Source organism: Thermithiobacillus tepidarius DSM 3134, assembly GCF_000423825.1.
Lineage (GTDB): Bacteria > Pseudomonadota > Gammaproteobacteria > Acidithiobacillales > Thermithiobacillaceae > Thermithiobacillus > Thermithiobacillus tepidarius.
Genome location: NZ_AUIS01000009.1, coordinates 81617 through 105138, shown reverse-complemented (window position 1 = coordinate 105138; position 23522 = coordinate 81617). Strand labels below are relative to the sequence as shown.

Below are 23522 nucleotides of genomic sequence, written 5' to 3'. Positions count from 1 at the left end.
AAGCCCGAGAGCTTGCCGGCCCACGGCGGATCGACCTGGCGGACGCTGCCATCGGGCAGCTTTACCCGGGGGACACGCACTTCCAGGAAGCACTCGTGCTGGAAGAAGTTCAGGTGCCGGTAACGCTTGGCGACGGTGTCGTGAACCGGATGCTGGCCCTCCACGCCAGCCAGCGCGAAGCGGCTGCCGGCGATGAAGTCCACCCGGATGGTGAGCGTCTTGGCCGCCAAATCGAAGTCCGCGCCCGTCACCTGCCACGGCGGAGAGACCCCCAAGGCAGCCTCAAACAGCTTGTCAGTCATACCCGATCCCGTACCTGCTCAGGTCCAGCTTACCCACTCGAAATTGAAAAGAGGCATAATTGTTGTTCCATTCCGCCTTCCGATGGCTGGACAAATCTTAACCGAGCGGGGCCGGGGCCGCGTCCGACCTAAAGCGGATGTGGTGCGTGCCAGGCGGCGGGCGCGCCTGCTGGAGCGTGCATTGTCAATGCAAGACATTCTCGTGCAGCGCAGGAGCAGGGCTGGGCGGCATGAAACCGGGGATTTCAAGGGGGGCAGGCGAGTTGGGACAGGCTGATCAGCGGAGCAAGGCAGGGGTGGCGCGGGAGCGCCAGGACCTGGGGCAATGGATCAAGTGCATTGCCGAAACGGAGATGCCGGTGTTCGGACAGACCGTGCGCTATTTCACCCAGGCCATCGACGACGAGGACAGCTCGGCATCGGCCATGGCGCAGATCATCCTGCAGGACGCTTCCATGACGGCCCGGGTGCTCAGGCTGGCCAACAGCACCTTTTACAACCCGAGCGGCCAGCCCATCAGCACGGTGAGCCGCAGCCTGGTCATTCTGGGCACCGACGTGGTGCGCAGCATCTGCCTGTCGCTCAGCGTCATTGACGCGCTACTGCAGGGGGGTGTCCGCGAGCGCGCCATCCAGCACATGGTTCGCGCCTTCCACGCTGCGGTGCAGGCCCGCAGCCTCGCCATCGAGGGACACGACCGCTTTCCGGAGGAAGTCTTCATCGCCACCCTGCTGCTGCATCTGGGCGACATGGCGTTCTGGTGTTTCGCCGGCGAGCTCGGCAAGGAAGCCGATGCGGCCCTGAAGCAGGGGTTGGAGCTGAGCGAGGTGGAGGACGGGATCATCGGCTTTCGCCTGAAGCAGTTGACGCTCGGGCTGGCCCGCTTCTGGCAGTTGAATGGACTGCTGCTCGATGCCTTGCAGGGCAAGTCCACCCGGCGTGGCCGGGTCCAGTGGGTGGAGCTTGGCGATCGCATTGCCGCAACGGCGGAAACCAAGGGTTGGGATTCCCCGCAAATGCGCCAAGTCATCCAAGATACGGCCATTGCCTTGGACCTTTCAGTGGAGGCGGTGACCGAATCGGTCCATCGCAATGCCGAGGAAGCGGCCCGGGCGGCGATCAATTACGGCATTCCCGCCGAGGCGCAACTGATTCTGGCCACCGGCAGCAGCGATGCCGGCAATGCGGCGGAGGAGTTGGCCGGGAACGCGGGCGCGCCGGCTTTCACGTCGCCCGATCCCGTGCTGCAGCTGAAGGTGCTGCGTGAACTGTCCCTGGTGGTGGGCGACCAGGCCGGCTTGAACGTGCTGCTGGAAATGGTGCTGGAGGGCATGTACCGCGGCATCGGCCTGGACCGGGTGCTCTTTGCCCTGCTGACCCAGGACAAGCGCCTGTTGAAGCCCCGCTTTGCCCTGGGCACGTCCAGCGACGCGCTGCTGCAGCATCTCACTCTCGAGCTGTCGCGGGCGCAGCCGGGCTTGCTGAACGACGTGGTGTGGGGCAAGGAGAGCTTCTGGATCCGGGATGCCACCGATCCCTCCCTGGCGGGCCGGGTGCCGGACAAGCTGGTGGCCCTGGCGGGTGCCGCCGGTTTTTTGATTGCGCCGGTGGTGGTGAACAATCAGGCCATCGGCATTTTCTATGCGGATCGGCAACCCAGCCGGCGTCCCTTGGACGGGGAGAGCTACGAGAGCTTCAAGCTGTTCACCCACCAGGCCAATATCGGTCTGGAGTACAAGCAAAGACACATGGCCCAGAAATCCTGAGCGCCGGTTCAGCCGAGGACGCGGACCATGCCGGGGTCCAGCTTCCACTTCTGCGCGATTCCCGCCGCCCTGTCATGATGATCCGCGGGTACGAGCACCAGGACCTGCCCGTGGTGATCGTCGGCCCAGCGCTTGACCTCCTTCCAGCGTTCGCCGCAGCTGTCGTCGCCCAGGCAGGTGGCGGTGGGCACGAAGGCCGCCACGCTGGCTTGGCCATCCTGGCCTTGGGCATAGATGTCCGGCTGGATATGGGTGTTCAGGACGGGAATGAGCAGCTTGGGGGCGTCCGGGTAATCTCCCAGGCCGGTCACGTGCAGGTCCTTGTAGCCCGCCTCGCGCAGGAAAGCCGCCGCTTGGGCCAGGTGCTTTTCATGCTCTCTTTGTACCGCGTCAGGCAGCGTGGTCATGGCAATCCTCCATTCCTGCAGGCCTTGATTCCCTAAGTATAGATAACGAAGAGCGGAGTCTGTCTTCTTTATGCCTGAGTCGGCTTTGCTTTATGATCAGCCTTATTTCCCAGAGGGCTGCAAGTCGATGAATCAAGCAAAGCATCCCGGCGAGCGCGCGCGGCAGCTGGTGCGGGACAATTTCAGCGGAGCGCTGGCCACCCTGTCCGCCGCGATGGACGGCTGGCCGTTCGGCTCGGTGGCGCCTTACGTGCCGGACCACGCCGGCGAACCTGTCTTCCTGTTCTCGGACCTCGCCCAGCACAGCCGCAACCTGCAGCGCGATCCGCGCGCCAGCCTGCTCGTGCTGGCGCGCGGCCATCCGCGGGACATGCAGGCGGCCGGACGGGTCACTTTGCTGGGACGCGTGCACGCGGTGGAGCCGGGCGCGGCGTTGCGCGACCGCTACCTGCGCTACTTCCCGGAGGCGGCGGACTACTTTAGCGCCCACGATTTCCGTTTTTATCGCATGGCGGTGGAGCGCGTGCGCTTCATCGGCGGCTTCGGGGACATTCACTGGATCGACCAAGCCGACTATCGGCTGGATCTGGAGGCGGAGGAGCTGGCCCGGGCGGAAGCCGGCGCGGTGGCGCACATGAATGCCGACCACGTGCCCGCCATGCGCGGCTATTGCCGCCATTTTCACGGCCTGGAGGCGGAGACGCCGATCATGCTGGGCGTGGATCCCGAGGGCTTCGATCTGCAGGCGGGCGCGGAGCGGCTGCGCTTCGCTTTTCCTGCGCCGGTCACCACCTCCCAGGCGCTGCGCCAGGCCATGGTGCAGATGGCCCGCCAGAGCGGCGGCTAACGGGCGGGTGCGCTAACGGCGCCGGAGGCGGGGCAGCCGCCGCGCTTTGCCGCCGGGCGGCGTGTGCCGCTGGAGAAAACGATTGGCGATGAAGGCCAGCACGCTGGCGGTGCCCAGCTTCTGGGCGGGGAGCGTGACCGTATCGACCAGGCGCTCGGTGCCGTTGCCCACGCTGTCGGTCACCTGCTCGAAGCGCCGCGCCCGATAGCTCGCTTCCGCACTGAACTGCCGCGCCCGCACGAGGAGCTGCTGCACTTCGCGGGCGCGCGGGGCGAGTTCCCGTTCCGCGCGGCGCAGCAGGTGCTCCAGCGCCTGAATGGCGCGCCACAGCAGGAATGCCGCCGCGGCGGCGACGAGCATGAAGATCAGGAGCATGACCGCGATGATGTTCAGTGCCGTCGTCTCTTTCATGAATCCTCCCTCGCCACGCTGGGCTGACTGGCCGGCTGGTCCGGGCCGGCCAGCAGCCGGCCCGCCAGCATGGCGGCGCCGAGAATGCCGGCCCGATCCTGGCTGGCGGATTGGCGGATCTGCACCCGGCCGCGCAGGGCGGGGATGAGGTCCTGTTCCAGGCGACGGCGCAGGCTGGGATAGAAGAGTTCCCAGGACAGGGACAGGCCGCCGCCGATGATCACCGTGCCGACGTCCACCACCTTCAGAATGTGGGCCAAGGCCTGTCCCAAGGCCTCGCCGGCCTGCTCGAAAGCGGCAAGGGCCGCGCCATCGCCCTGCGCCGCCCGGGCGGCAATCTGGTCTGCCGGCAGCAGCGCGCCGGGGACGCGCTCCAGATAGGTGCGCGGCACGCCCGAGGCCGACGCGTACTGCTCCAGGCAGCCGCGGTTGCCGCAGCCGCAGAGGCGGCCGCCCGCCTCCACGATGATGTGGCCGATCTCCATGGCCACCCCGTGCTCCCCCGGATAAGGATGGCCGTCCACGACCAGCCCGCCACCCACGCCCGTGCCCAGCCCGACATAGATCAGGCTCCCCGGATGCAGGCCGGCGAGCACGTACTCGCCGTAAGCGGCGGCCAGGGCGTCGTTCTCCAGGCGCACCGGGCGCTGGCAATGCTGACGCAACGGGGTGACCAGGTCCAGATCCCGCAAGCCGGGCATGTTGGGGGACTGGCTGAGGCGCTGGCTGCGCGGATCGATGAAGCCGGGAAAGCCGATGCCCACCGCGGCGATGGCGGGTTCCTGCGCCAGTGCTTCATCGATGGAGCGGGCGAGCAGTTCCAGCAGCGCTTCCGTGGCCGCCGCCGGCGAGGCCGCCTGGCCGAAGAGTTCGGCCAGATGCGCCGGAATGCGGGCTTCCCAGAGCAGCGTCTGGTCCCGGTAAACACCCAGGCGGAGATTGGTGCCGCCCACGTCGATGCCTAAGAGTACGGGTTTGTTCATGGGCCTCGTGAAGCGTGCGTTGGCAAATCAAGCATGATGGCGGCCGACAACGTGCCGGATGGGGCGCGCAACGGCCGTTCAACTGTCCGAAGCGCGCCGCATGGTGCCGCCCGCCGCCGGATGCCCCTGGCCGGTGCTGATGGCGTGCCGCAGCGCCTCAGGCGGCTGCAGCTTCAGCAAGCGATACAGATTGGACAGGTCTTCCCGGTAAAGTGCGTCGAAGTCGTGCACGGTGTCGGCGGGGTTGTAATCGCCGAACCACCAGAACCAGTCCGAGCCCTCGCAAATGGCGAGCTGGTGCAGCGCCGGCGTCAGCTCGGCCGGACCGATCAGGCCGGTGGCGCTGGCATGGTCGAAGGCCTCCTTGGCGGCGCACAGGAGATCCCAGGCTCGGTTCTTTTCCGGCGAGCCGATCCAGGTGCTGAACGTCCCGTAGACCCAGCTTCCCGCGACCACATGGGACAGCGAGGGCAGGGCGGCCGGGTCCGGACCGCCGGCCAAATACTCGGCGAAGGTGCTCAACTCCAGATGCGGGTGCTCGGCGAGTGTCTTGTACAGGTCGGACAGGAAGTAATAGCCGTTGTAGGGGTAGTACTCCCAGGCGTTTTCCCCGTCGAGGATGATGGAAACCACCGGATCGTCCTGTTGCCGGGTGTGGCGCCAGATGTCCTCCAGCGCGCCGACGAAATGGCTGACGGCATCGCGCCCGAACCATTTGGCGTATTCGAAGCCGATCTGGTCCGAGAGCCGGTCGTCCCGGAAGAAGCAGACGATGCTTTGCTCGCCGGCCTGGATGCGGTACGGGTGGTACAGGTACTCGTGACGCGCCGGCAGGGGATCGTCTCCCGCCGCGCGCAGGCTGTTGGCCAGCACGCCTTCGCCGGTGGCGGCCCAGCGCAGGCGATGCTTGGCCAGCAACGCCAGGGTGGCGTCGGAGACCCCGCCCTCGGCCGGCCACATGCCCACCGGCGCCCGGCCGAAATAATCCTGGTGGCTGGCCAGGGCCGCCTCGATGTGCCAGGCGGCACGCGCATCGCCGCCGGGGTAGCGGGGCGCCTGCGGCAAGGGCGCATCCAGGCTTTCCCGGGCGACGCCGAGGTCCTGCAGCAAGGGCAGGATGGGATGGTAGTAGGGCGTGCTGGACAGCTCGACGTGCCCCTGCTCGGCCAGCTGGCGATAGCGGGGGATGATGCCCTTGATCACCTCGCCGAGCACCCGCAGCAGGGCATGGCGGTCAGCGGGGGTGAATTGACTGCCCTTGGCCAGGAGCCGGGCGACCTCCTCGTAGCTGCGGCGCACGCTCTCGCCGGTCCAGGCGAGGTGGTACCAGACCAGCAGGTCGGCGAAATACTGATTGGACAGGTACTGCAGGTGGTTCTTGCCGTCTTCGGTCACCATCCGGTAGAAATCGTGCAGGCGCCGATAGGCGGGGAAGGGGTTGACCATGTGTTCGAAATTGGCACGAAAGCAGCTGTGCAGGATGTGCTCCCGCTCCGCCGGCCCGAGCACCTTCAGGTCCGGCAGCGCCAGGGCGGCCAGTAGCGGGTCGCGGAAGGTACCGGTGTCGAATTGGCGGCCGTAGTCGCTCAACTGGTCCAGGAGCACGGGCACGAAGTTGAAGACCGCCTTGGCCCCTGGTTGGTTTTCCAGGTGCCAGGCCATGTCGGCGTAATCCTTCAGCGCGTGCAGGTAAGTCCAGGGCAGGGCGAAATCGCCGCTGCTCAGCCGCCGGTATTCGGGCTGGTGCATGTGCCAGCAAAGGATGACCTTGAGCTTCTTGTCGCGGGGCATGGTGCCTTCCTTGTCCGGGCGGTCCTGCGCCGGCGCCACGTGTTGGCGCGGGGATCAGCGCGGTGCCCGGTGCAACTGCTGTCCCAGCATCTCCGGTGTGATCAGGGTGATGCCCTTGTCGGTACGGTAGAAGCGGCGTGCGTCTTCCTCGGGGTCCTCGCCCACCACCAGCCCCGCCGGAATCCGGGTGCCCTTGTCGATGACCACCCGCTTCAGGCGGGCATCCGGGCCGATCTGGACGTTGGGCAGGACCACGGCATCTTCCAGGTTGGCCCGGTTCTCCACCACCACGTTGGAAAAGAGCAGGGAGCGGCGCACGGTGGCGCCGCTGATGATGCAGCCGCCCGAGACCATGGAATCCACCGCCATGCCGCGGCGGCTGTCCTCGTCGAAGACGAACTTGGCGGGCGGCAGCTGTTCCTGGTAGGTCCAGATGGGCCAGCGGTTGTCGTACAGATTCAGATCCGGCGTGATCTTGGTCAGCTCCATGTTGGCTTCCCAGTAAGCGTCCACCGTACCCACGTCGCGCCAATAGGAGCAGGAGCGGTCATTGCCGCCGACGCAGCTGTCGCTGAAGCGGTGCGCGAAGACGCGGTGGCGGGACACGATGTGGGGGATCAAGTCGCTGCCGAAATCGTGGCTGGATTTGGGATCGTCGGCATCGCGGATGAGCTGCTCGTAAAGGAAGTCGGCATTGAACACATAGATGCCCATGCTGGCGAGGGCAGTGTCCGGCCGGCCGGGAATGGGCGTCGGGTTCTGGGGCTTCTCGCTGAAGGCGGTCACCCGGTCGCTCTCGTCCACGCTCATGACGCCGAAGGCGGTGGCCTCGGCGACGGGCACCTCGATGCAGCCGACCGTCATGTCGGCTTCGGCATTGACGTGAAAGGCCAGCATCTGACCGTAGTCCATCTTGTAGATGTGGTCGCCGGCCAGAATCAGCACGTACTTGGGGTCATAGGTGCGGATGATGTCGATGTTCTGGTAGACCGCATCGCCGGTGCCCTTGTACCAGCTTTCCGCCAGCCGCTGCTGGGCCGGCATGATCTCCACGAACTCGTTGAACTCGCCGCGCAGGAAGCCCCAGCCGCGCTGGATGTGCTGGATCAGGCTGTGCGCCTTGTACTGGGTGACCACGCCGATGCGGCGGATGCCGGAATTGAGGCAGTTGGAGAGGGGGAAATCGATGATGCGGAACTTGCCGCCGAAGGGTACCGCCGGCTTGGCGCGCCAGTCGGTCAGTTGTTTCAGGCGGCTGCCGCGTCCGCCCGCCAGGATCAGGGCTACCGTGTTTTGGGTCAGGATGCTGATGAAGCGTGCGGATTCCGGCGTGTACATGTTTCTCCCATTATACGAGCGAATTATAAAAAATTATTATGCTTAACTTGGAGGGTGGTCGGATGTGCCAAAGGTCGGATGGCGTGCGGGACCATTGAATTTGTTATAGTCTTGCTTTCACCGTGTGGCCAGATCCATAAAATTATAATATAGAAGATGACAAGGGCGTTCATGGATTTCCAGTTGCAGGCCATTGCCGAAGCGCGTCATCACCATCCCTTCGATTATCTGGGTCAGCATCCAGCCGGACAAGAGTGGATCATCCGCGCCTTCCTGCCGCAAGCAGCCCAGGTCGAGGTGCTCACGCCGACGGGCTGGGAGCCGTTGTCCCGCATGGATGCCGCCGGTCTCTTTGCGATCCGGCGCCCCGCGCCCCTGCCGCAGCCTTACCGGCTGCGCTGGCAGGCCGGCGGGCGGCAATTCGAAATCTACGATCCCTACAGTTTTCCGCCGAGCATCAGCGATTTCGAACTGCACCTCTTCGGCGAAGGGCGCTTGTGGGAGGCCTATCGGATGTTGGGTGCCCACCCGCGGGAGCAGGCCGGGGTCCAGGGCGTGCGCTTTGCCGTGTGGGCGCCGAACGCGGAACGCGTCAGCGTGGTCGGCGACTTCAACGACTGGGACGGACGCCGCCACCCCATGCAGGTGCATGGCAGCAGCGGCGTGTGGGAGCTCTTCATTCCCGAGTTGCCGGACGGCACTTTGTACAAGTTCGAGATCCGCAACCGCGCGACGGGCGCGGTGTTGGTCAAGACCGACCCTTACGGCGCGTTTTTCGAACACCGGCCCGGCACCGCCGCCCGGGTGTACCGGAGCCGCCATCAGTGGGGCGACGCCGAGTGGCTGCGCCAGCGCGCCGCCTGGGACTGGCAGCATGCGCCGGTCAATTGCTACGAGGTGCACCTGGGCTCCTGGCAGCGCGGTCCCGACGGCCGCTTCCTGAGCTACGGCAAGCTGGCGGAGCGGCTCATCCCCTATGCCAAGGAGATGGGCTACACCCATCTGGAACTCATGCCGGTCAGCGAGCACCCGCTGGACGAATCCTGGGGCTACCAGGTGACCGGCTATTACGCGCCCACCAGCCGCTACGGCGAGCCGGACGACTTCCGCGCCTTCGTGGACCAATGTCATCAGGCCGGCCTCGGCGTCATTCTGGACTGGGTGCCGGGCCATTTTCCCAAGGACGACTTCGCCCTGGCCCGCTTCGACGGCACCGCTCTCTACGAGCACGAGGATCCGCGCCTGGGCGAGCACCAGGACTGGGGCACCTATATCTTCAATTATGGGCGCAACGAGGTCAGAAACTTTCTGCTGGCCAACGCCCACTACTGGCTGGAGGAGTTCCACGTGGACGGCCTGCGCGTGGACGCGGTGGCCTCCATGCTGTACCTGGACTACTCCCGCCAGCCGGGCGAGTGGCTGCCCAACCGCCACGGCGGTCGGGAGAACCTGGAAGCCATCGATTTCCTGCGCGAGATGAACATTTTCGTGCACGAGCGGCATCCAGGCGCCCTGACCATCGCCGAGGAGTCCACCGCCTGGCCCATGGTCTCGCGGCCGACCTACGTGGGCGGGCTGGGCTTCAGCATGAAGTGGAACATGGGTTGGATGAACGACACTCTGTCCTATATGGAGAACGATCCCATCCACCGGCGCTACCACCAGGACATGCTGACCTTCAGCCAAGTCTATGCCTACACGGAAAACTTCGTCCTGCCCCTGTCCCACGACGAGGTGGTGCACGGCAAGCGTTCCCTGCTGGACAAAATGCCCGGCGATGCCTGGCGGAAGTTCGCCAACCTGCGCCTGCTCTTCACCTATCAGGCGACCCACCCCGGCAAGAAGCTCAACTTCATGGGCAATGAATTCGCTCAGGGGCGCGAATGGCAGGTCAATTCCCGGCTGGACTGGGAGCTCTTGGACCGCCAGTGGCACGCGGGCATGCAGCGGCTGTCCAATGATCTGAATCAGCTCTACCGGCAGGAGCCGGCCCTGCACGCCCTGGATTTCAGCGCGGACGGCTTCCGCTGGATCGACTGCCACGATGCCGATCAATCCGTGCTGGCCTATCTGCGCCAGGACCAGCACGGGGATTGCGTGATCGTCCTGCTCAATTTCACGCCCGTGCCGCGCCCGGGCTATCGGGTGGGGGTGCCCAAGCCCGGTTTTTACCGGGAGATCTTCAACAGCGATTCCGCCTATTACGGCGGCAGCAATCTGGGCAACGGCGGCGGCGCGGCGGCGGAAGCGCAGAGCTGGATGGGCTTTCCGCATTCCCTCAGCCTGACCCTGCCGCCGCTGGCCGGCATCGTTCTCAAACCACAATAAGACCACGGAGGAAGCGTGAGCATATTCAGCAGATTGTCCATCAACGGCGCCAATTTTCTCGACACGGCAGTGGGCGGGCACGGCGTCAAGGAGAGCGACATCCTCGCCCAGGACGCCCGCCTGGACGGCCTGCGCGAGCGCCTGCAGGCTTGGCGCGAGGGCAAGGAGCCTTCCTTCCTGGGCCTGCCTTTCCAGACCGACCTGGCCGAGATCAAGGCGCTCGGCAACAAGATGCTGAAGCGCTTCAAGCGCTTCATCGTTTTCGGCATCGGCGGCTCCTCCCTGGGCGGCAACATGCTGGTGCAGACCCTGGGCGACCGCCTGGAGCGGCGGCGCGTCCGCTTCTACGACAACGTCGATCCCATTACCCTGGAGTCCCTGGACCGCATCGACTGGAACGAGAGCCTGCTCATCGTCATCTCCAAGTCCGGCAACACCGCCGAGACCCTGGCCCAGCTTCTGACCGTGCTGCCGCGCATGGAGCGCGAACTGGGCGCCCAGTGCGTGCGCGAGCATGTGCTGGTCATCACCGAGGAGCCCAACGGCGCTCTCTATCAGATCGCCGAGCGCCTGAACGTGCCGGTGGTGGCGCATCCGCCGGTGGGCGGCCGCTTCGTGGTGCTGTCGGTGGTGGGCCTGCTGCCGGCCTATCTGGCGGGCGCCGACATCGAGGGGGTGATGGAGGGCGCGCGCGCCATGGCGGAACGCTGCTGCCAGCGGGGCATGACGGAGAACCCGGCCCTGTGGCAGGGCACGGCCCAGTATCTGCTCGCGGAAAAGGGCAAGACCATCAGCCAGTGGATGCCCTATTCGGATCACCTGTCCTGGGTGGTGGACTGGTACCGGCAGCTCTGGGCGGAGAGCCTCGGCAAGCACGACGCCCAGGGCCGCGAGCGCGGCCTGACCCCGGTGCACGCCAAGGGCGTCACCGATCAGCACAGCCAGCTGCAGCTTTTTCTACAGGGGCCGGCCGACAAGCAGTTCACCTTCCTGACTTCGCCGGATCTGCTGACGGCGGGCGAGCGCATCCCCATGCGCTTTGCCGATCTGCCGGCGGTGCGGCCGCTGGTGGGCCACACCACCGGCGAGCTCTTCGGCGCGGAGTTCCTCGGCACCCGCGAAACCCTCACCCGCCGCGGCCGCCCCAACCGCACCCTGAGCTTGCTGCAGGGCGATGCCTTTGCCATCGGCGAGCTCATTATCCTGCTGGAAGTGGAGACGGTGGTGGTGGCCGAGCTGATGGGCATCGATCCCTTCGACCAGCCGGCGGTGGAGGAGAGCAAGGTGCTGACCCGCAAGTATTTGGACGAGATGAAGACCATCCGCGGACTGTAGCGGCCCGGGAGCTTGGCGCGAGCAAGCTCGTTCCTGCGCGGGATGTCGCATCCTGGTATGTGGAGCGGGCTTGCGCGCGATGATGATCTGCGTTGCCCTCTTTTGCCTGAACTAGCCCCAGGCCGCCTCATCCACCCAGATGTCCACCCCATTCGCCGGCCTGATGGCGCCGGCCGGGATGCCTTCGCCCCGGCGCCAGCGCGCGACCGCATCCCGCTTGGCCGCTCCGGCCACGTAGAAGAACACCTGCGGCGCCTGGCTCAAGGCACGGGCGCTCAGGCTGACGCGCTCGGGCGGCGGCTTGGGCGAGTCGGTGACCGCCAGCGTCGCCGGTGCATCCGCCTCCACGCCCCAGGGGTGATCGGGAAAGAGGCTGGCGGTGTGGCCGTCCTCGCCGAGTCCCAGGGTCACGAGATCGAAGCGCGGCACGCTGGCGAGGAGGGCGGCATAGTCCGCCGCCGCCCGAGCCGGGCCCAGTTCCCCCCGGATGGGGTGGATCTGGCCGGCCGGGATCGGCACGTGCCGCAGCCAAGCCTCCTCGGCCATGCGGCTGTTGCGCTCCGGATGCTCGGGACCGACGCAGCGCTCGTCGCCGATGTAGATGTGCCAGGCCGACCAGTCGCAGTCGAGGTCGCGCAGGCGCGCATAGATGGCGATGGGCGTGCTGCCGCCGGCCAGCACGAAGTGAAAGTCCCCGCGTCGGGCGATGGCCTCGGCGGCGATGCGGCCGATGGCGGCGGCGGCATGGGCCACCAAGTCCTCGGCGGTGGGATAGAGGTGCCAGCGGCGGATTTGCGCGTGGGTCTCGGGCATGGCTAGAACTCGTTGCGCCAAGTCTGATCTTCGCTGTCGAAGAGGCGGCAGGACTCGTCCGAGCCCCAGGTGCCGGCCGGGTAGCTGTGAATGAAATCACGCTCCTGCGCCCAGTACTTGAGGATGGGGTCCACCACCCGCCAGGCCCATTCCACCTCGTCGAAGCGGATGAAGAGCGTACGGTCGCCCTCGATGACATCCAGCAGCAAGGCTTCATAGGCGTCCAGCGGCGCTTCGTCCGAGGCCCGGTAGGAAGCGTTCAACTGGGCGGTGCGGGTGCGCATCTCCAGGCCGGGCAGGCGCACCTGCAGCTCCGCCTTGATGGTCTCGGTCGGCTGGATGGAAAGCAGGATCCAATTGGGATCGATGTCCTCGATGGGTGTTTCCCGGAAGAGCTGCTGGGGCGGATGGCGAAAACGCAGAGCGATGCCGGAAACCTGCTTGGCCATGCGCTTGCCGGTGCGCAAATAAAAAGGCACGCCGCGCCAGCGCCAGTTGTCGATGTAAAGCTTGGCCGACACGTAGGTTTCGGTGACGGAGTGCCGTTCCACGCCGGGCTCGTCCTGATAACCCGGCACCGGCACGCCGTGGATGTAGCCGGGGCCGTACTGGGCGCGGAAGGCGTGGGCGTGGATGGCGCGCCGGGAAATGGGGCGGATGGAGCGCAGCACCTTCACCTTTTCGTCGCGGATGGCATCGGCCTCCAGCGCCGGCGGCGGCTCCATGGCTACCAGGGTCAGCAGCTGCATCAGGTGGTTCTGCAGCATGTCGCGCAGGGCACCGGCCTTGTCGTAGTAGTCGGCGCGCCCCTCGATGCCGATTTCCTCGGCCACGGTGATCTGCACGTGGTCGATGAAGTTGCGGTTCCACAGCGGTTCGATCATCAGGTTGGCGAAGCGGAACACCACCAGATTCTGCACCGTTTCCTTGCCCATGTAGTGATCGATGCGGTAGATCTGATCCTCGTTGAAATACTGGTGCAGCCGCTCGTTGAGCAGCAGGGCGCTTTCCAGGTCATCGCCGAAGGGCTTCTCGATGACGATGCGGTGATTGCCCTTTTCCTTGCTCAGGCCCACGGCGCCCAGATTGCGGATCACCTCGCTGAATTCGGTCGGCTTGATGGCCAGGTAGAAGATGGTGTTGCTGGGCTTGGTGACTTCCGTCTGGCCCAGCTGGTAGGCCAGGGTCCGGTAGGAATCGGGGTCGTTGAGATCGCCGCGGATGTAGCTGAAGCGGGCGGCGAAGCGCGTGAACACGCCCTCGTCGAAGTGGCGGATCTTCTTTTCCAGGACTTCGCGCATGTGCGCGTTCCAGGCGTCGTTGTTCCAGTCGCGCCGGGCGAAGGCAAAGAAGGTCAGGTCGTCGGGCAGGCGTTCGGCTTGTTCCAGGTGATAGAGGGCGGGCAGCAGCTTGTTGGACGCCAGGTTGCCGGTGGCTCCGAAGACGACGAAGTGACAGGCGCCCTCGATCACGCGTCACCTCCCTGGGTCGCCACGAAATGACCGCCGAAGCCCTTGCGCATCATGGCCAGCAGCTTTGCCGGATAGTCGTTGCGGCCCTGGCTGGCGAAGCGCATGGCCAATGCCAGGCTGATCACCGGCGCCGGCACGCCCTGTTCGATGGCCTCCATGGCGGTCCAGCGTCCCTCGCCGGAATCGGCCACCACCGGCGCCACATCGGCCAGTTCCTGGTCCTGCTTCAGGAAGTCGGCCGTCAGATCCAGCAGCCAGCTGCGCACCACGCTGCCGTGCCGCCACATCTCGGCCACGGCGGCCAGATCCAGATCGAAGTCCTCGCGGCCCTTGAGCAGGGCGAAGCCCTCGGCGAAGGCCTGCATCATGCCGTACTCGATGCCGTTGTGCACCATCTTGACGAAGTGGCCGCTGCCGACCGGACCGCAATGCAGCCAGCCCTTGTCCGGCGCCGGGGCGAGGGCCTTGAGGAAGGGCTCCAGCCGCTGCACCGCCTCGTCCGCGCCGCCCACCATGAGGGCGTAGCCGTTGTCCAGGCCCCAGACGCCGCCCGAGACCCCGGCATCGACGAAGTGCAGCCCCTGGGCGGCCAGGGCTTGGCCGCGCGCCATGGAATCCTTGTAGAAGGCGTTGCCGCCGTCCACCAGCACGTCGCCGGCACTCAGCAACGGCACCAGTTGATCGATGTGCTGCTGGGTGGCGTCGCCGGCGGGCAGCATGAGCCAGACGATACGCGGCGCGGGCAGGGCCTGGATCAGTTCCTCCAGGCTGTGCACCGCCTGCAGGCCGGTTTCGGCGGCCAGGGCATCCGTCACGCTCCCGTTGCGATTGTAGGCGACCACCTCCAGGCCGGCCCGGCGCAGGCGCCGCGCCATGTTGCCGCCCATCCGTCCCAGTCCCACGATTGCGATTTGCATTGCACGACCTCCGCAGCAGAGTGGTTCGGTTTTGCTTCTTCTGTCACTTGTCGGCGAGCCGGAAGCGGGCACGGCGGTGCGCATGCCCTCTTCGGATTATGGCATACGGCGGTTTTCCAGATAGACTTAAAAGCAGGTACAAAATTCCATTCGTCACATGAGGCCCCCATGCACATCGGTACCCCGCTTTCCGCCAACGCCACCCGCATCCTGCTCCTGGGCAGTGGAGAACTGGGCAAGGAGTTCGTCATCGAGGCCCAGCGCCTGGGCGTCGAGGTCATCGCCGTGGACCGCTACGCCAACGCGCCGGCCATGCAGGTGGCTCACCGCAGCCAGGTGCTGGACATGACCGACGGCGCCGCGGTCAAGGCGCTGGTGCGGCGCGAGCGGCCCGATTTCGTCGTCCCCGAGATCGAGGCCATCAACACCGACATTCTAGCCGAGATCGAGGCCGAAGGATTGGCCACCGTCATCCCCACCGCGCGGGCGGCGCGGCTGACCATGAACCGCGAGGGCATCCGGCGCCTGGCGGCGGAGGAGCTGGGCCTGCCCACCTCCCGCTTCCGTTTCGCCGAAAGCGAGGCCGAGTTGCTGGATGCGGCGGAGGCACTCGGCTATCCGTGCGTGGTCAAACCGATCATGTCTTCCAGCGGCAAGGGGCAAAGCACCATCCGCCGGCGCGAGGACGCGGCCGCGGCCTGGGCCTATGCCGCCAGCGGCGCGCGGGTGGCGGGACAACGGGTGATCGTGGAATCCTTCGTGGACTTCGATTTCGAAATCACCCTGTTGACCGCGCGCACTGCCTTTGGCACCGTCTTCTGCGAGCCCATCGGCCATCGCCAGGAGCACGGTGACTACGTGGAGTCCTGGCAGCCGCAGTACATGAGCGACGCGGCCCTGCGCACCGCCCAGGAAATCGCCCAGATCATCACCGACAACCTGGGCGGCTGCGGCATCTTCGGGGTCGAACTCTTCGTCAAGGGCGACACGGTCATCTTCAGCGAAGTCAGCCCGCGGCCCCACGACACCGGTCTCGTCACCCTGGCCAGCCAGAACATGAGCGAGTTCGAGATTCACCTGCGCGCCATCCTGGGCCTGCCGGTGATGCCGCAGGTCCTCGGACCGGCGGCCTCGGCAGTGATCTACGGCGGCGGCGAGGGCTGGGCGCCGTGCTACACCGGCTTGGCCGAGGCCCTGTCCGTGCCGGACAGCCGCGTGCGCCTCTTCGGCAAGCCCTACGCCGGCCCGCGCCGGCGCATGGGCGTGGCGCTGGCCCGCGGCCGCGACGTGGAAGAGGCGCGGGAGCGGGCGGTCAAGACGGCCAGCCTCGTGGGAGTGCGGCTTGAATGACGCCCTGAAGCTGCAGATCGAAGGCCTGCGCTACGCCGATCTCTTCGCGCGCGAGGGACTGCTGGCCCTGGACGCCCGCTTTCTCGAGCGGCTGGCCGCGCAGTCGCCGGAGCTGCATGCCACCCTGCTGCGCTATCGCGCTGGCGCCTTCTTCCCGCCGGTGGCGGAATCCGAGCTGCTCATCGGCGTGGCCCGCCACCTGGACGTCTTCCTGGCCGAGCTCTTCGGCATCCTGCCGGAGCGGGACGCCCTCTGGGCGCGGCAAGCGCGGGAGGATCCCGTCTTTGCCTTCAAGGCCGAGTTCGTCCGCGCGGTGCGCAAGCGGCGCGGCCCGCCGCCCACGGCCGATTTCGCCGAGCTCGGCGCGCAATTGGCCATTCCCCTGAACGACGATCCCGACCCCGAGTTGGCGGTGGCACGACTATGGCTGGCCGCCCGGGAGACCGGCGATGAAGCGTGGCTTGCCCGCTTGGCGGACTGGATCTGGCTGGCCCTGCACACGCCCGAGGGACAGGCGGCCACCTGCGGCTGGGTCAGCCTGCAGCAGCCGCGCAAGCTGCACTACCAGCACCTGGTGGCGGTGCAGCCCGTCGACGGCGATCCGGCCGGCCGCCTGGAAGGCCCGCCGGCCGCCAGACGCCAGCGCGACGGCTTCCATCTGACCGACCGCTCCGTGCGCGACCGCCGCCGCGCCCTGGATCACGTGCATTACTGCGTCTATTGCCACCAACATGACGGCGATTTCTGCAGCAAGGGCTTTCCGGACAGCAGCCAGGCGGGCGACCACGGCCTGCGCGTGAACCCGCTCGGCGAGACGCTGACGGGCTGCCCGCTCGGGCAGAAGATCTCCGAAAGCCACGTGCTCAAGCGCGAGGGCCTGACCCTGGGCGCGCTGGCGGTGATCATGGTCGACAATCCCCTGTGCCCGGCCACCGGCCATCGCATCTGCAACGACTGCCGCAAGGCCTGCATCTATCAAAAGCAGGAGCCGGTGGACATCCCGCGCGTCGAGACCGGCATCCTCACCGAAGTGCTGGAGCTGCCCTGGGGCTTCGAGCTCTACAGCCTGCTCACCCGCTGGAATCCCCTCCGAGTGCGCCATCCCGTGCCGGCCCCCTACAACGGCGTCAAGGTGCTGGTGGTCGGCACCGGTCCGGCCGGCTTCAACCTGAGCCAGCACCTGCTGCTGGCCGGCTTCGGCGTGGTGGCCATCGACGGCCTCAAGATCGAGCCGCTGCCGCCGGCATTGACCGGCGGGGCGGGGCGGCCTCCCGAGGCGGTGCGCGACGTCCATGCCCTCTATGAGGACCTGGACAGCCGGGTCATGGGCGGCTTCGGCGGCGTGGCCGAGTACGGCATCACCGTGCGTTGGGACAAGAACTTCCTCAAGCTCATCCACATCACCTTGATGCGCCACCGCCACTTCGCCGTCTATGGCGGCGTGCGCTTCGGCGGCACCCTGACCATCGAGGACGCCGAGGCCCTCGGCTTCGACCACATCGCCCTGGCCCCCGGCGCCGGCAAGCCCACGGGCATTCCCATGCCCCACGGCTTGGCGCGCGGCATTCGCCAGGCCAATGATTTTCTCATGGCCCTGCAGCTCACCGGCGCCGCCAAGTGGGAGAGCCTGGCCAACCTGCAGGTGCGCCTGCCGGCGGTGGTCATCGGCGGCGGCCTGACCGGGATCGACACCGCCACCGAGGTGCAGGCCTACTACATCCGCCAGGTGGAGAAGGTCCTGGCCCGGGTCGAGCGGGTCGGGATGCCGCCTGGCCTGCCGCCGCTGGAGCGGGAGATCCTGGAGGAGTTCCTGGCCCACGGCCGCCTGGTGCGCGAAGAACGTGAGCGAGCCGCGGCGGCAGGCCGGGCGCCGGATTTCGTCCGGCTGATCCGCCAATGGGGCGGCGTGACCGTGACCTTCCGCCGCGCCCTGAACGAGTCGCCCGCCTACCTGCGCAGCGACGAGGAGATCGGCAAGGCCTTAGAGGAGGGCATCTGCTACGCCGAGGCGCTGAGCCCGGTGGAGGCGGAGCTGGACGCCCACGGCCACGTGGCGGCGCTGCGTTTCGAGCGCCAGGTGCCGGTGGGGGACGGGCGCTGGGTCGGCAGCGGGGAGATGCTGCGCCTGCCGGCGCGCGCCGTGCTGGTGGCCGCCGGCGCCACGCCCAATACGGTCTACGAGCGCGAGTATCCCGGCACCTTCGCCATGCACGGCCGCTATTACGTGCCTTTCCGGGTGGAGGACGAGGGCTTGGTGCCCGCGCCGCTGGACAGCCATGCCAAGGACCCGCGCATGGGCTTCCAGACCTCGCGCCTGGGCGTCAGCGTCTACGGCGATTGTCACCCGCTCTTCCACGGCAGCGTGGTGGATGCCATGGCCTCGGGCAAGCATGGGGCCGCGGAAATCGCGCGCATCTTTGCCGAGCGGCTGGACCATGCGGTGGACGAGGGCGAGTTCACGGCCATGTGCCGAGAGCTGGACCGTCTGCTGCGCCCCGAGGTGCTGCGCGTGACCCGACTGGCGCCGAACGTGGTGGAGCTGGTGCTGCGCGCGCCTCAGCAGGCGCGCAAATGGCAGCCGGGGCACTTTTTCCGCCTGCAGAATTTCGAGACGCGCGCATCGCTGGTGGAGGGCACGCGCCTGCAACTGGAGGGCCTGGCCCTGTCGGGAGCCTGGGCCGACCGGGAGCGCGGCGAGCTCGGTCTCGCCGTGCTGGAGGTGGGGGCCAGCAGCCGCCTGGCGGCCCGTCTGCAGCCGGGTGAGCCGGTGGTGCTCATGGGACCGACCGGCACGGCCATGCCGGTGCCGAGCGGACAGACCATCGCCGTGATCGGCAGCCGCCGGGCACTCTTCCTGCTGGCCGCCGTGGGCCCGGTCTGGCGGGCGGCGGGCAACCGCGTTTATTTCATCGGCTGCTTCCGGGACGGCGCCGAGGTGTTCTGGCAGGAGCGGGTGGAGGCGGCCACCGACTTCGCCCTGTGGGCGGTGGAGGAGGGGCCGCTGCCCGGCCCCTTGCGCACGGGCGACCTGCTCGTGCGGCAGAGCGCCGAGGCGCTGGCCCGGGCCTGCGCGGCCGGCGCGCTGCCGCAGGTCGGTGCCCGCTTGCGGGAGGTGGACGTGTTCTGGGCCCTGGGCTCAGCCGAGATGATGGGCTTCACCGCCGAGCTCCTGGCCGGCCCCCTGGCCCCCGTGCTGAAGCCCGGGGCCATCGCCTACGCCGGCGTGAACAGCCCCATGCAGTGCATGATGAAGGAGATCTGCGCCCAGTGCGTGTGCCGGCATTGGGAACGGGACACGGGCCAGACCCGGCGGGTGGTCTTCTCCTGCTTCAATCAGAACCAACTCCTCTTCGACGTGGATTTCGGCAACCTGGCGGCGCGCCTGGCGCAGAACAGCCCGCAGGAGCGGCTGACCGACCGCTGGCTCCATCATCTGCTGGACCAGCTCAAAGGGTGACGGGATCGAAGCGGGTTTCCAGGCGCAGGGCGCCCTCGAACAGCACCTTGAGGTCCAGCTCGCCGTTGCGGGCGACGTCGAGCGTGCCGGCCGGCACGCTCGACGTCAGCCCCTTGAAGCGCAGCAGGTTGGCCGGGTAGCTCAGGGTGTAATGGAGCTGCAGGGGAAAGTAGCCGTCCAGGAAACGGCGCATGAAAGGACCGTTGCGGATCACGTAGCCGCCGTCGGCATCCCGGTCGAAGACCCGGTTGACCGTGCGCAGGCACAGCACCGCATTGCGCGCCACGTCGCGCAGCTGCACGCTGCGCCCCTCCACGCGCACCTGGCCGATGTTCTCGGCGCGCGTGACCTGCAGGGCTTTCAGGCGCTCGCCGAAGACCACCTGGGCCGCCGGCACCGGGTCCAGGTTGTAGTGGCACTGATCGACCCGCACCAGACCGGTGCGCAGTGACTGGGCGTCGACCTGCACGTGCATCTCCTGGCGATGGGGTGCGGGGGAGGGGACTTGATCCAGGAAATGCAGCTGCTCGTCTGCCGGCCCCTCCTGGGCCGCCAGCGGCGCACTGAAGATCCCCAGCGCAAGGAACAGCAGAATGGCGCTACGCATGGTCTCCCCCCTGAGCAGTCTCTTTATGAGACTCTGCCGGGGGGAGGATAGTTCTTTCAGCGGGTGAGGAAGGCCTCGATGCGATCCAGGGCCTTGCGCAGGTTGTCCATGCTGGTGGCGTAGGAGATGCGCAGGTAGCCGTCGGCGCCGAAGGCGGAGCCGGGCACCAGCGCCACCTCGGCCTCTTCCAGCAGGCGTTCGGCCAGGGTGATGTCGTCCGCCAGCTGCAGGCGGGCCATCGCTTCGTGGAAGGAGGGGAAGGCGTAGAAGGTGCCCTGCGACGGCCGGCAGGCCACACCCGGCATGTCCTGCAGGCGCGCCACCACGTAATCGTGGCGCTCGCGGAAAGCCTGCAGCATGGGCGCGAGCACCGACTGGTCGCCGCTCAGGGCCGCCTCGGCCGCCTTCTGGGCGATGGAGCAGGGGTTGGAGGTGCTCTGCGACTGCACGTTGGTCATGGCCTGGATCAGTTCCCGCGGCCCGGCGCAGTAGCCGATGCGCCAGCCGGTCATGGCATAGGCCTTGGACACGCCGTTGAGCACCACGGTGCGAGGCAGCAGGTCCGGGCAGGCATTGGCGATGTTCACGAACGGCGCCTCGGTGAAGAGGATCTTCTCGTACATGTCGTCGGTGGCGATGAGCACCCGCGGATGCCGGCGCAGCACCTCGCCCAGCGCCGCCAGCTCCGCCGCCGTGTAGGCCGCGCCGGTCGGATTGGACGGGCTGTTGATGAACAGCAGGCGGGTCTGCGGCGTGATGGCGGCGGCCAGCTGCTCGGGGGTGATCTTGAAGCCGCTGTCCATGCCGGTCTCGAGAATCACCGGCCGGGCCTCCGCCAGGATGGCGATGTCCGTGTAGGAGACCCAGTAGGGCGCGGGCACGATGACCTCGTCGCCGGGGTTGAGCAGCGCCTGGCACAGGTTGAAGATGCTCTGCTTGCCGCCCACGGACACCAGGATCTGCTCGGGGGCGAAGTGGAAACCGTTGTCGCGCGCGAACTTGTCGATGATCGCCTGCTTGAGCCCCGGCGTGCCGTCCACGGCCGTGTACTTGGTGAAGCCGTCGCGGATGGCCTGGATGGCGGCCTCCTTGATATAGTCCGGGGTGTCGAAATCGGGCTCGCCGGCTCCCAGGCTCACGATGTCGCGCCCGGCGGCCTTGAGGCGGGCGGCCCGGGCGGTTACGGCCAGCGTCGGGGAGGGTTTGATGGCCTGAACCCGGCGGGAAAGATAATTGTCCAAAGAAGGTTCTCCACTTGCTGCAAGAGGCACGAAACGGTTTCCACAAAACCGCCTAATGATATGACGAAAAAATTTGAACTCAAGAGCCAATTTCAGCCGCGCGGCGATCAGCCCGAAGCCATCCGCCAGCTGACCGCCGGTTTGCGCGACGGCGAGGCGTTCCAGGCCCTGCTGGGCGTGACCGGCTCGGGCAAGACCTTCACCATGGCCAACGTCATCGCCCAGACCCAGCGGCCCGCCATGATCATGGCCCCCAACAAGACCCTGGCGGCGCAGCTCTATGCCGAAATGCGCGAGTTCTTCCCCAACAACCGGGTGGAGTACTTCGTCAGCTACTACGACTACTACCAGCCCGAAGCCTACGTTCCGGCCTCCGACACCTTCATCGAGAAGGACGCCTCCATCAACGAGCACATCGAGCAGATGCGCCTGTCCGCCACCAAGGCCTTGCTGGAGCGGCCGGACACCATCATCGTCGCCACCGTGTCCGCCATCTACGGCCTCGGCGATCCGGGCGAGTACCACCAGATGATCCTGCATCTGCGCCAGGGCGATACCGTGGACCAGCGCGCCATCCTGAAGCGCCTGGCGGAGCTCCAGTATACCCGCAACAACCTGGAATTGAAGCGCGGCAGCTTCCGCGTCCACGGCGACGTCATCGACATCTTTCCGGCGGAAAGCGAAGGCGAGGCCCTGCGCATCGAGCTCTTCGGCGACGAGGTGGAGCAGCTGAGCCTCTTCGACCCGCTCACCGGCGCCACCATCACCCGGCTGACGCGCTACACCGTCTTTCCCAAGAGCCACTACGTCACCTCCCAGGGCGTGCTGCGCCGCGCCATCGAGGAGATCAAGGCCGAATTGCGCGAGCGCCTGGCGGAGCTGCGCGCCATGGGCAAGGAGCTGGAGGCTCAGCGCCTGGACCAGCGCACCCGCTTCGATCTGGAGATGATGGCCGAGCTCGGCTACTGCTCGGGCATCGAAAACTACTCGCGCTACCTGTCCGGCCGCCAGGCGGGCGAGCCGCCGCCCACCCTGCTGGACTACCTGCCGGCCAACGCGCTGCTCTTCATCGACGAGTCGCACGTGACCGTGCCGCAGATCGGCGGCATGTACAAGGGCGACCGCTCGCGCAAGGAGACCCTGGTGGAATACGGCTTCCGCCTGCCTTCGGCTCTGGACAACCGGCCGCTCAAGTTCGATGAGTTCGAACGGCTCATGCCGCAGACCATCTTCATCTCCGCCACCCCGGGCCCCTATGAAATGAGCCACGCCGGCCAGATCGTGGAGCAGGTGGTGCGCCCGACGGGCCTGGTGGATCCGCAGGTGGAGGTGCGCCCGGCGCGCACCCAGGTGGACGATCTGATCGGCGAGATCAAGGACACCGTGGCCCACGGCCAGCGGGTGCTGGTGACTACCCTGACCAAGCGCATGGCCGAGGACCTGACCGACTATCTCAACGACCTCGGCATCAAGGTCCGCTACCTGCATTCGGACATCGACACGGTGGAGCGGGTGGAGATCATCCGCGACCTGCGCGCCGGCACCTTCGATGTGCTGATCGGCATCAACCTGCTGCGCGAGGGTCTGGACATGCCCGAGGTGGCGCTGGTGGCGATCCTGGATGCGGACAAGGAGGGTTTTCTGCGTTCCGACCGCTCGCTGATCCAGACCATCGGCCGCGCCGCCCGCAACCTGCAGGGGCGCGCCATCCTCTATGCCGACAAGGTCACCGCCTCCATGGCTCGCGCCCTGGAGGAAACCGATCGGCGCCGCAGCAAGCAGCTCGCCTTCAACGAAGCCCATGGCATCACACCCAAGGGCATCGTCAAGCCGGTGGCTGACATCATCGACGGCGTCTACGGGCGGCAGAGCGGCGGCGCCAAGGCGCGGGCGGCCGAGCCGAAGGCGGGCTATGCCATGCCCGGCGATCCCGTCTCCCTGGCGCAGGCCATCAAGCGCCTGGAGAGTCAGATGTACGATCATGCCAAGAACCTGGAGTTCGAGAAGGCCGCACAGCTTCGCGACGAGATCAGGCAAATGGAACAGGCCCTGCTGGGCGTGGCCAAGGACAGCCCGGCCGTGCCCGCCGCCCGCGCCAGGCGCCGCTGACGGCGCCGGCGGGCAGTGGTGGAAAGATGGGGAGTGCAGTATGCTTAC

17 protein-coding genes and 1 pseudogene are annotated in these 23522 nt (G+C 67.0%); 7 read left to right on the top strand and 11 right to left on the bottom strand.

Annotated features, from left to right (window positions below; genetic code table 11):
- Positions 1-302 (bottom strand): annotated as a pseudogene (locus tag G579_RS0106735) (ISL3 family transposase); the annotation flags it as partial.
- A gap of 263 nt (positions 303-565) precedes the next feature.
- Between G579_RS0106735 and G579_RS16315 the strand changes: the two are divergent.
- A complete protein-coding gene (locus tag G579_RS16315) occupies positions 566-2068 on the top strand; it encodes an HDOD domain-containing protein (protein WP_162142979.1) in 1503 nt (500 codons plus the stop codon).
- Positions 2069-2076: 8 nt separating this feature from the next.
- On the opposite strand, the gene G579_RS0106725 is transcribed toward G579_RS16315, so the two are convergent.
- On the bottom strand, positions 2077-2475 hold the full coding sequence (locus G579_RS0106725) for a hypothetical protein (protein ID WP_028989569.1): 399 nt from the start codon (positions 2473-2475) through the stop codon (positions 2077-2079).
- Positions 2476-2602: 127 nt separating this feature from the next.
- Here G579_RS0106725 and G579_RS0106720 point away from each other — a divergent pair, with 127 nt between their 5' ends.
- Positions 2603-3322, top strand: coding sequence for a HugZ family pyridoxamine 5'-phosphate oxidase (locus G579_RS0106720; protein WP_028989568.1), 720 nt, complete (start codon positions 2603-2605; stop codon positions 3320-3322).
- 12 nt (positions 3323-3334) lie between these two features.
- Here G579_RS0106720 and G579_RS0106715 read toward each other — a convergent pair whose 3' ends face one another.
- The 4 genes from G579_RS0106715 to glgC all read right to left on the bottom strand — a co-directional run bounded on the left by G579_RS0106715 (position 3335) and on the right by glgC (position 7845).
- Entirely contained in the window at positions 3335-3733 is a 399-nt protein-coding gene (locus tag G579_RS0106715) for a hypothetical protein (RefSeq protein WP_028989567.1), read from the bottom strand.
- Entirely contained in the window at positions 3730-4716 is a 987-nt protein-coding gene (locus tag G579_RS16310) for an ROK family protein (RefSeq protein WP_051181039.1), read from the bottom strand. Before G579_RS16310 ends, G579_RS0106715 begins: the two co-directional genes overlap by 4 nt.
- 78 nt (positions 4717-4794) lie before the next feature.
- Positions 4795-6507 carry a glycoside hydrolase family 57 protein gene (locus G579_RS0106705; RefSeq protein WP_028989566.1) on the bottom strand — a complete coding sequence of 571 codons (1713 nt, stop codon included), beginning with the start codon at positions 6505-6507 and terminating at the stop codon, positions 4795-4797.
- Between the two features lie 54 nt (positions 6508-6561).
- Positions 6562-7845, bottom strand: a complete 1284-nt coding sequence (glgC, locus tag G579_RS0106700) for a glucose-1-phosphate adenylyltransferase (protein ID WP_028989565.1) — start codon at positions 7843-7845, stop codon at positions 6562-6564.
- 171 nt (positions 7846-8016) lie between these two features.
- On the opposite strand from glgC, the gene glgB reads away from it, so the two are divergent.
- Together glgB and G579_RS16305 are read left to right on the top strand one after the other, a co-directional pair.
- On the top strand, positions 8017-10173 hold the full coding sequence (gene glgB / locus G579_RS0106695) for a 1,4-alpha-glucan branching protein GlgB (protein ID WP_081662640.1): 2157 nt from the start codon (positions 8017-8019) through the stop codon (positions 10171-10173).
- A gap of 15 nt (positions 10174-10188) precedes the next feature.
- On the top strand, positions 10189-11508 hold the full coding sequence (locus tag G579_RS16305; RefSeq protein ID WP_155989759.1) for a glucose-6-phosphate isomerase: 1320 nt from the start codon (positions 10189-10191) through the stop codon (positions 11506-11508).
- A 111-nt stretch (positions 11509-11619) separates the two neighbouring features.
- On the opposite strand, the gene pgl is transcribed toward G579_RS16305, so the two are convergent.
- The 3 genes from pgl to gnd are packed head-to-tail and all read right to left on the bottom strand — an operon-like array spanning position 11620 to position 14710.
- Positions 11620-12321, bottom strand: a complete 702-nt coding sequence (pgl, locus tag G579_RS0106685; RefSeq protein ID WP_028989563.1) for a 6-phosphogluconolactonase — start codon at positions 12319-12321, stop codon at positions 11620-11622.
- A gap of 2 nt (positions 12322-12323) precedes the next feature.
- Complete coding sequence (gene zwf, locus G579_RS0106680; protein ID WP_028989562.1) at positions 12324-13793, bottom strand: glucose-6-phosphate dehydrogenase; 1470 nt, start codon at positions 13791-13793, stop codon at positions 12324-12326.
- Positions 13790-14710, bottom strand: a complete 921-nt coding sequence (gnd, locus tag G579_RS0106675) for a phosphogluconate dehydrogenase (NAD(+)-dependent, decarboxylating) (protein WP_028989561.1) — start codon at positions 14708-14710, stop codon at positions 13790-13792. Before gnd ends, zwf begins: the two co-directional genes overlap by 4 nt.
- A 168-nt stretch (positions 14711-14878) precedes the next feature.
- Between gnd and purT the strand changes: the two genes are divergently transcribed.
- Positions 14879-16060, top strand: coding sequence for a formate-dependent phosphoribosylglycinamide formyltransferase (gene purT, locus G579_RS0106670; RefSeq protein WP_028989560.1), 1182 nt, complete (start codon positions 14879-14881; stop codon positions 16058-16060).
- Positions 16053-19517, top strand: coding sequence for an FAD-dependent oxidoreductase (locus tag G579_RS0106665; protein WP_051181031.1), 3465 nt, complete (start codon positions 16053-16055; stop codon positions 19515-19517). The genes purT and G579_RS0106665 overlap by 8 nt, the downstream gene beginning before the upstream one ends.
- On the opposite strand, the gene G579_RS0106660 is transcribed toward G579_RS0106665, so the two are convergent.
- Entirely contained in the window at positions 19507-20124 is a 618-nt protein-coding gene (locus tag G579_RS0106660; RefSeq protein ID WP_028989558.1) for a hypothetical protein, read from the bottom strand. The two genes, G579_RS0106665 and G579_RS0106660, sit on opposite strands and share 11 nt — an antisense overlap.
- A 56-nt stretch (positions 20125-20180) precedes the next feature.
- Positions 20181-21365, bottom strand: a complete 1185-nt coding sequence (locus tag G579_RS0106655; RefSeq protein WP_028989557.1) for a pyridoxal phosphate-dependent aminotransferase — start codon at positions 21363-21365, stop codon at positions 20181-20183.
- A 60-nt stretch (positions 21366-21425) separates the two neighbouring features.
- Between G579_RS0106655 and uvrB the strand changes: the two genes are divergently transcribed.
- A complete protein-coding gene (uvrB, locus tag G579_RS16300; protein WP_051181029.1) occupies positions 21426-23474 on the top strand; it encodes an excinuclease ABC subunit UvrB in 2049 nt (682 codons plus the stop codon).
- Positions 23475-23522: the final 48 nt, after the last annotated feature.

Coding starts and splice junctions, on each gene's coding strand:
- purT (WP_028989560.1), top strand. CDS start 14,879: ATGCACATCGGTACCCCGCTTTCCGCCAACGCCACCCGCATCCTGCTC.
- glgC (WP_028989565.1), bottom strand. CDS start 7,845: ATGTACACGCCGGAATCCGCACGCTTCATCAGCATCCTGACCCAAAAC.
- pgl (WP_028989563.1), bottom strand. CDS start 12,321: ATGCCCGAGACCCACGCGCAAATCCGCCGCTGGCACCTCTATCCCACC.
- gnd (WP_028989561.1), bottom strand. CDS start 14,710: ATGCAAATCGCAATCGTGGGACTGGGACGGATGGGCGGCAACATGGCG.
- G579_RS0106660 (WP_028989558.1), bottom strand. CDS start 20,124: ATGCGTAGCGCCATTCTGCTGTTCCTTGCGCTGGGGATCTTCAGTGCG.
- G579_RS16310 (WP_051181039.1), bottom strand. CDS start 4,716: ATGAACAAACCCGTACTCTTAGGCATCGACGTGGGCGGCACCAATCTC.
- uvrB (WP_051181029.1), top strand. CDS start 21,426: ATGACGAAAAAATTTGAACTCAAGAGCCAATTTCAGCCGCGCGGCGAT.
- G579_RS0106715 (WP_028989567.1), bottom strand. CDS start 3,733: ATGAAAGAGACGACGGCACTGAACATCATCGCGGTCATGCTCCTGATC.
- G579_RS0106705 (WP_028989566.1), bottom strand. CDS start 6,507: ATGCCCCGCGACAAGAAGCTCAAGGTCATCCTTTGCTGGCACATGCAC.
- G579_RS0106720 (WP_028989568.1), top strand. CDS start 2,603: ATGAATCAAGCAAAGCATCCCGGCGAGCGCGCGCGGCAGCTGGTGCGG.
- glgB (WP_081662640.1), top strand. CDS start 8,017: ATGGATTTCCAGTTGCAGGCCATTGCCGAAGCGCGTCATCACCATCCC.
- G579_RS0106725 (WP_028989569.1), bottom strand. CDS start 2,475: ATGACCACGCTGCCTGACGCGGTACAAAGAGAGCATGAAAAGCACCTG.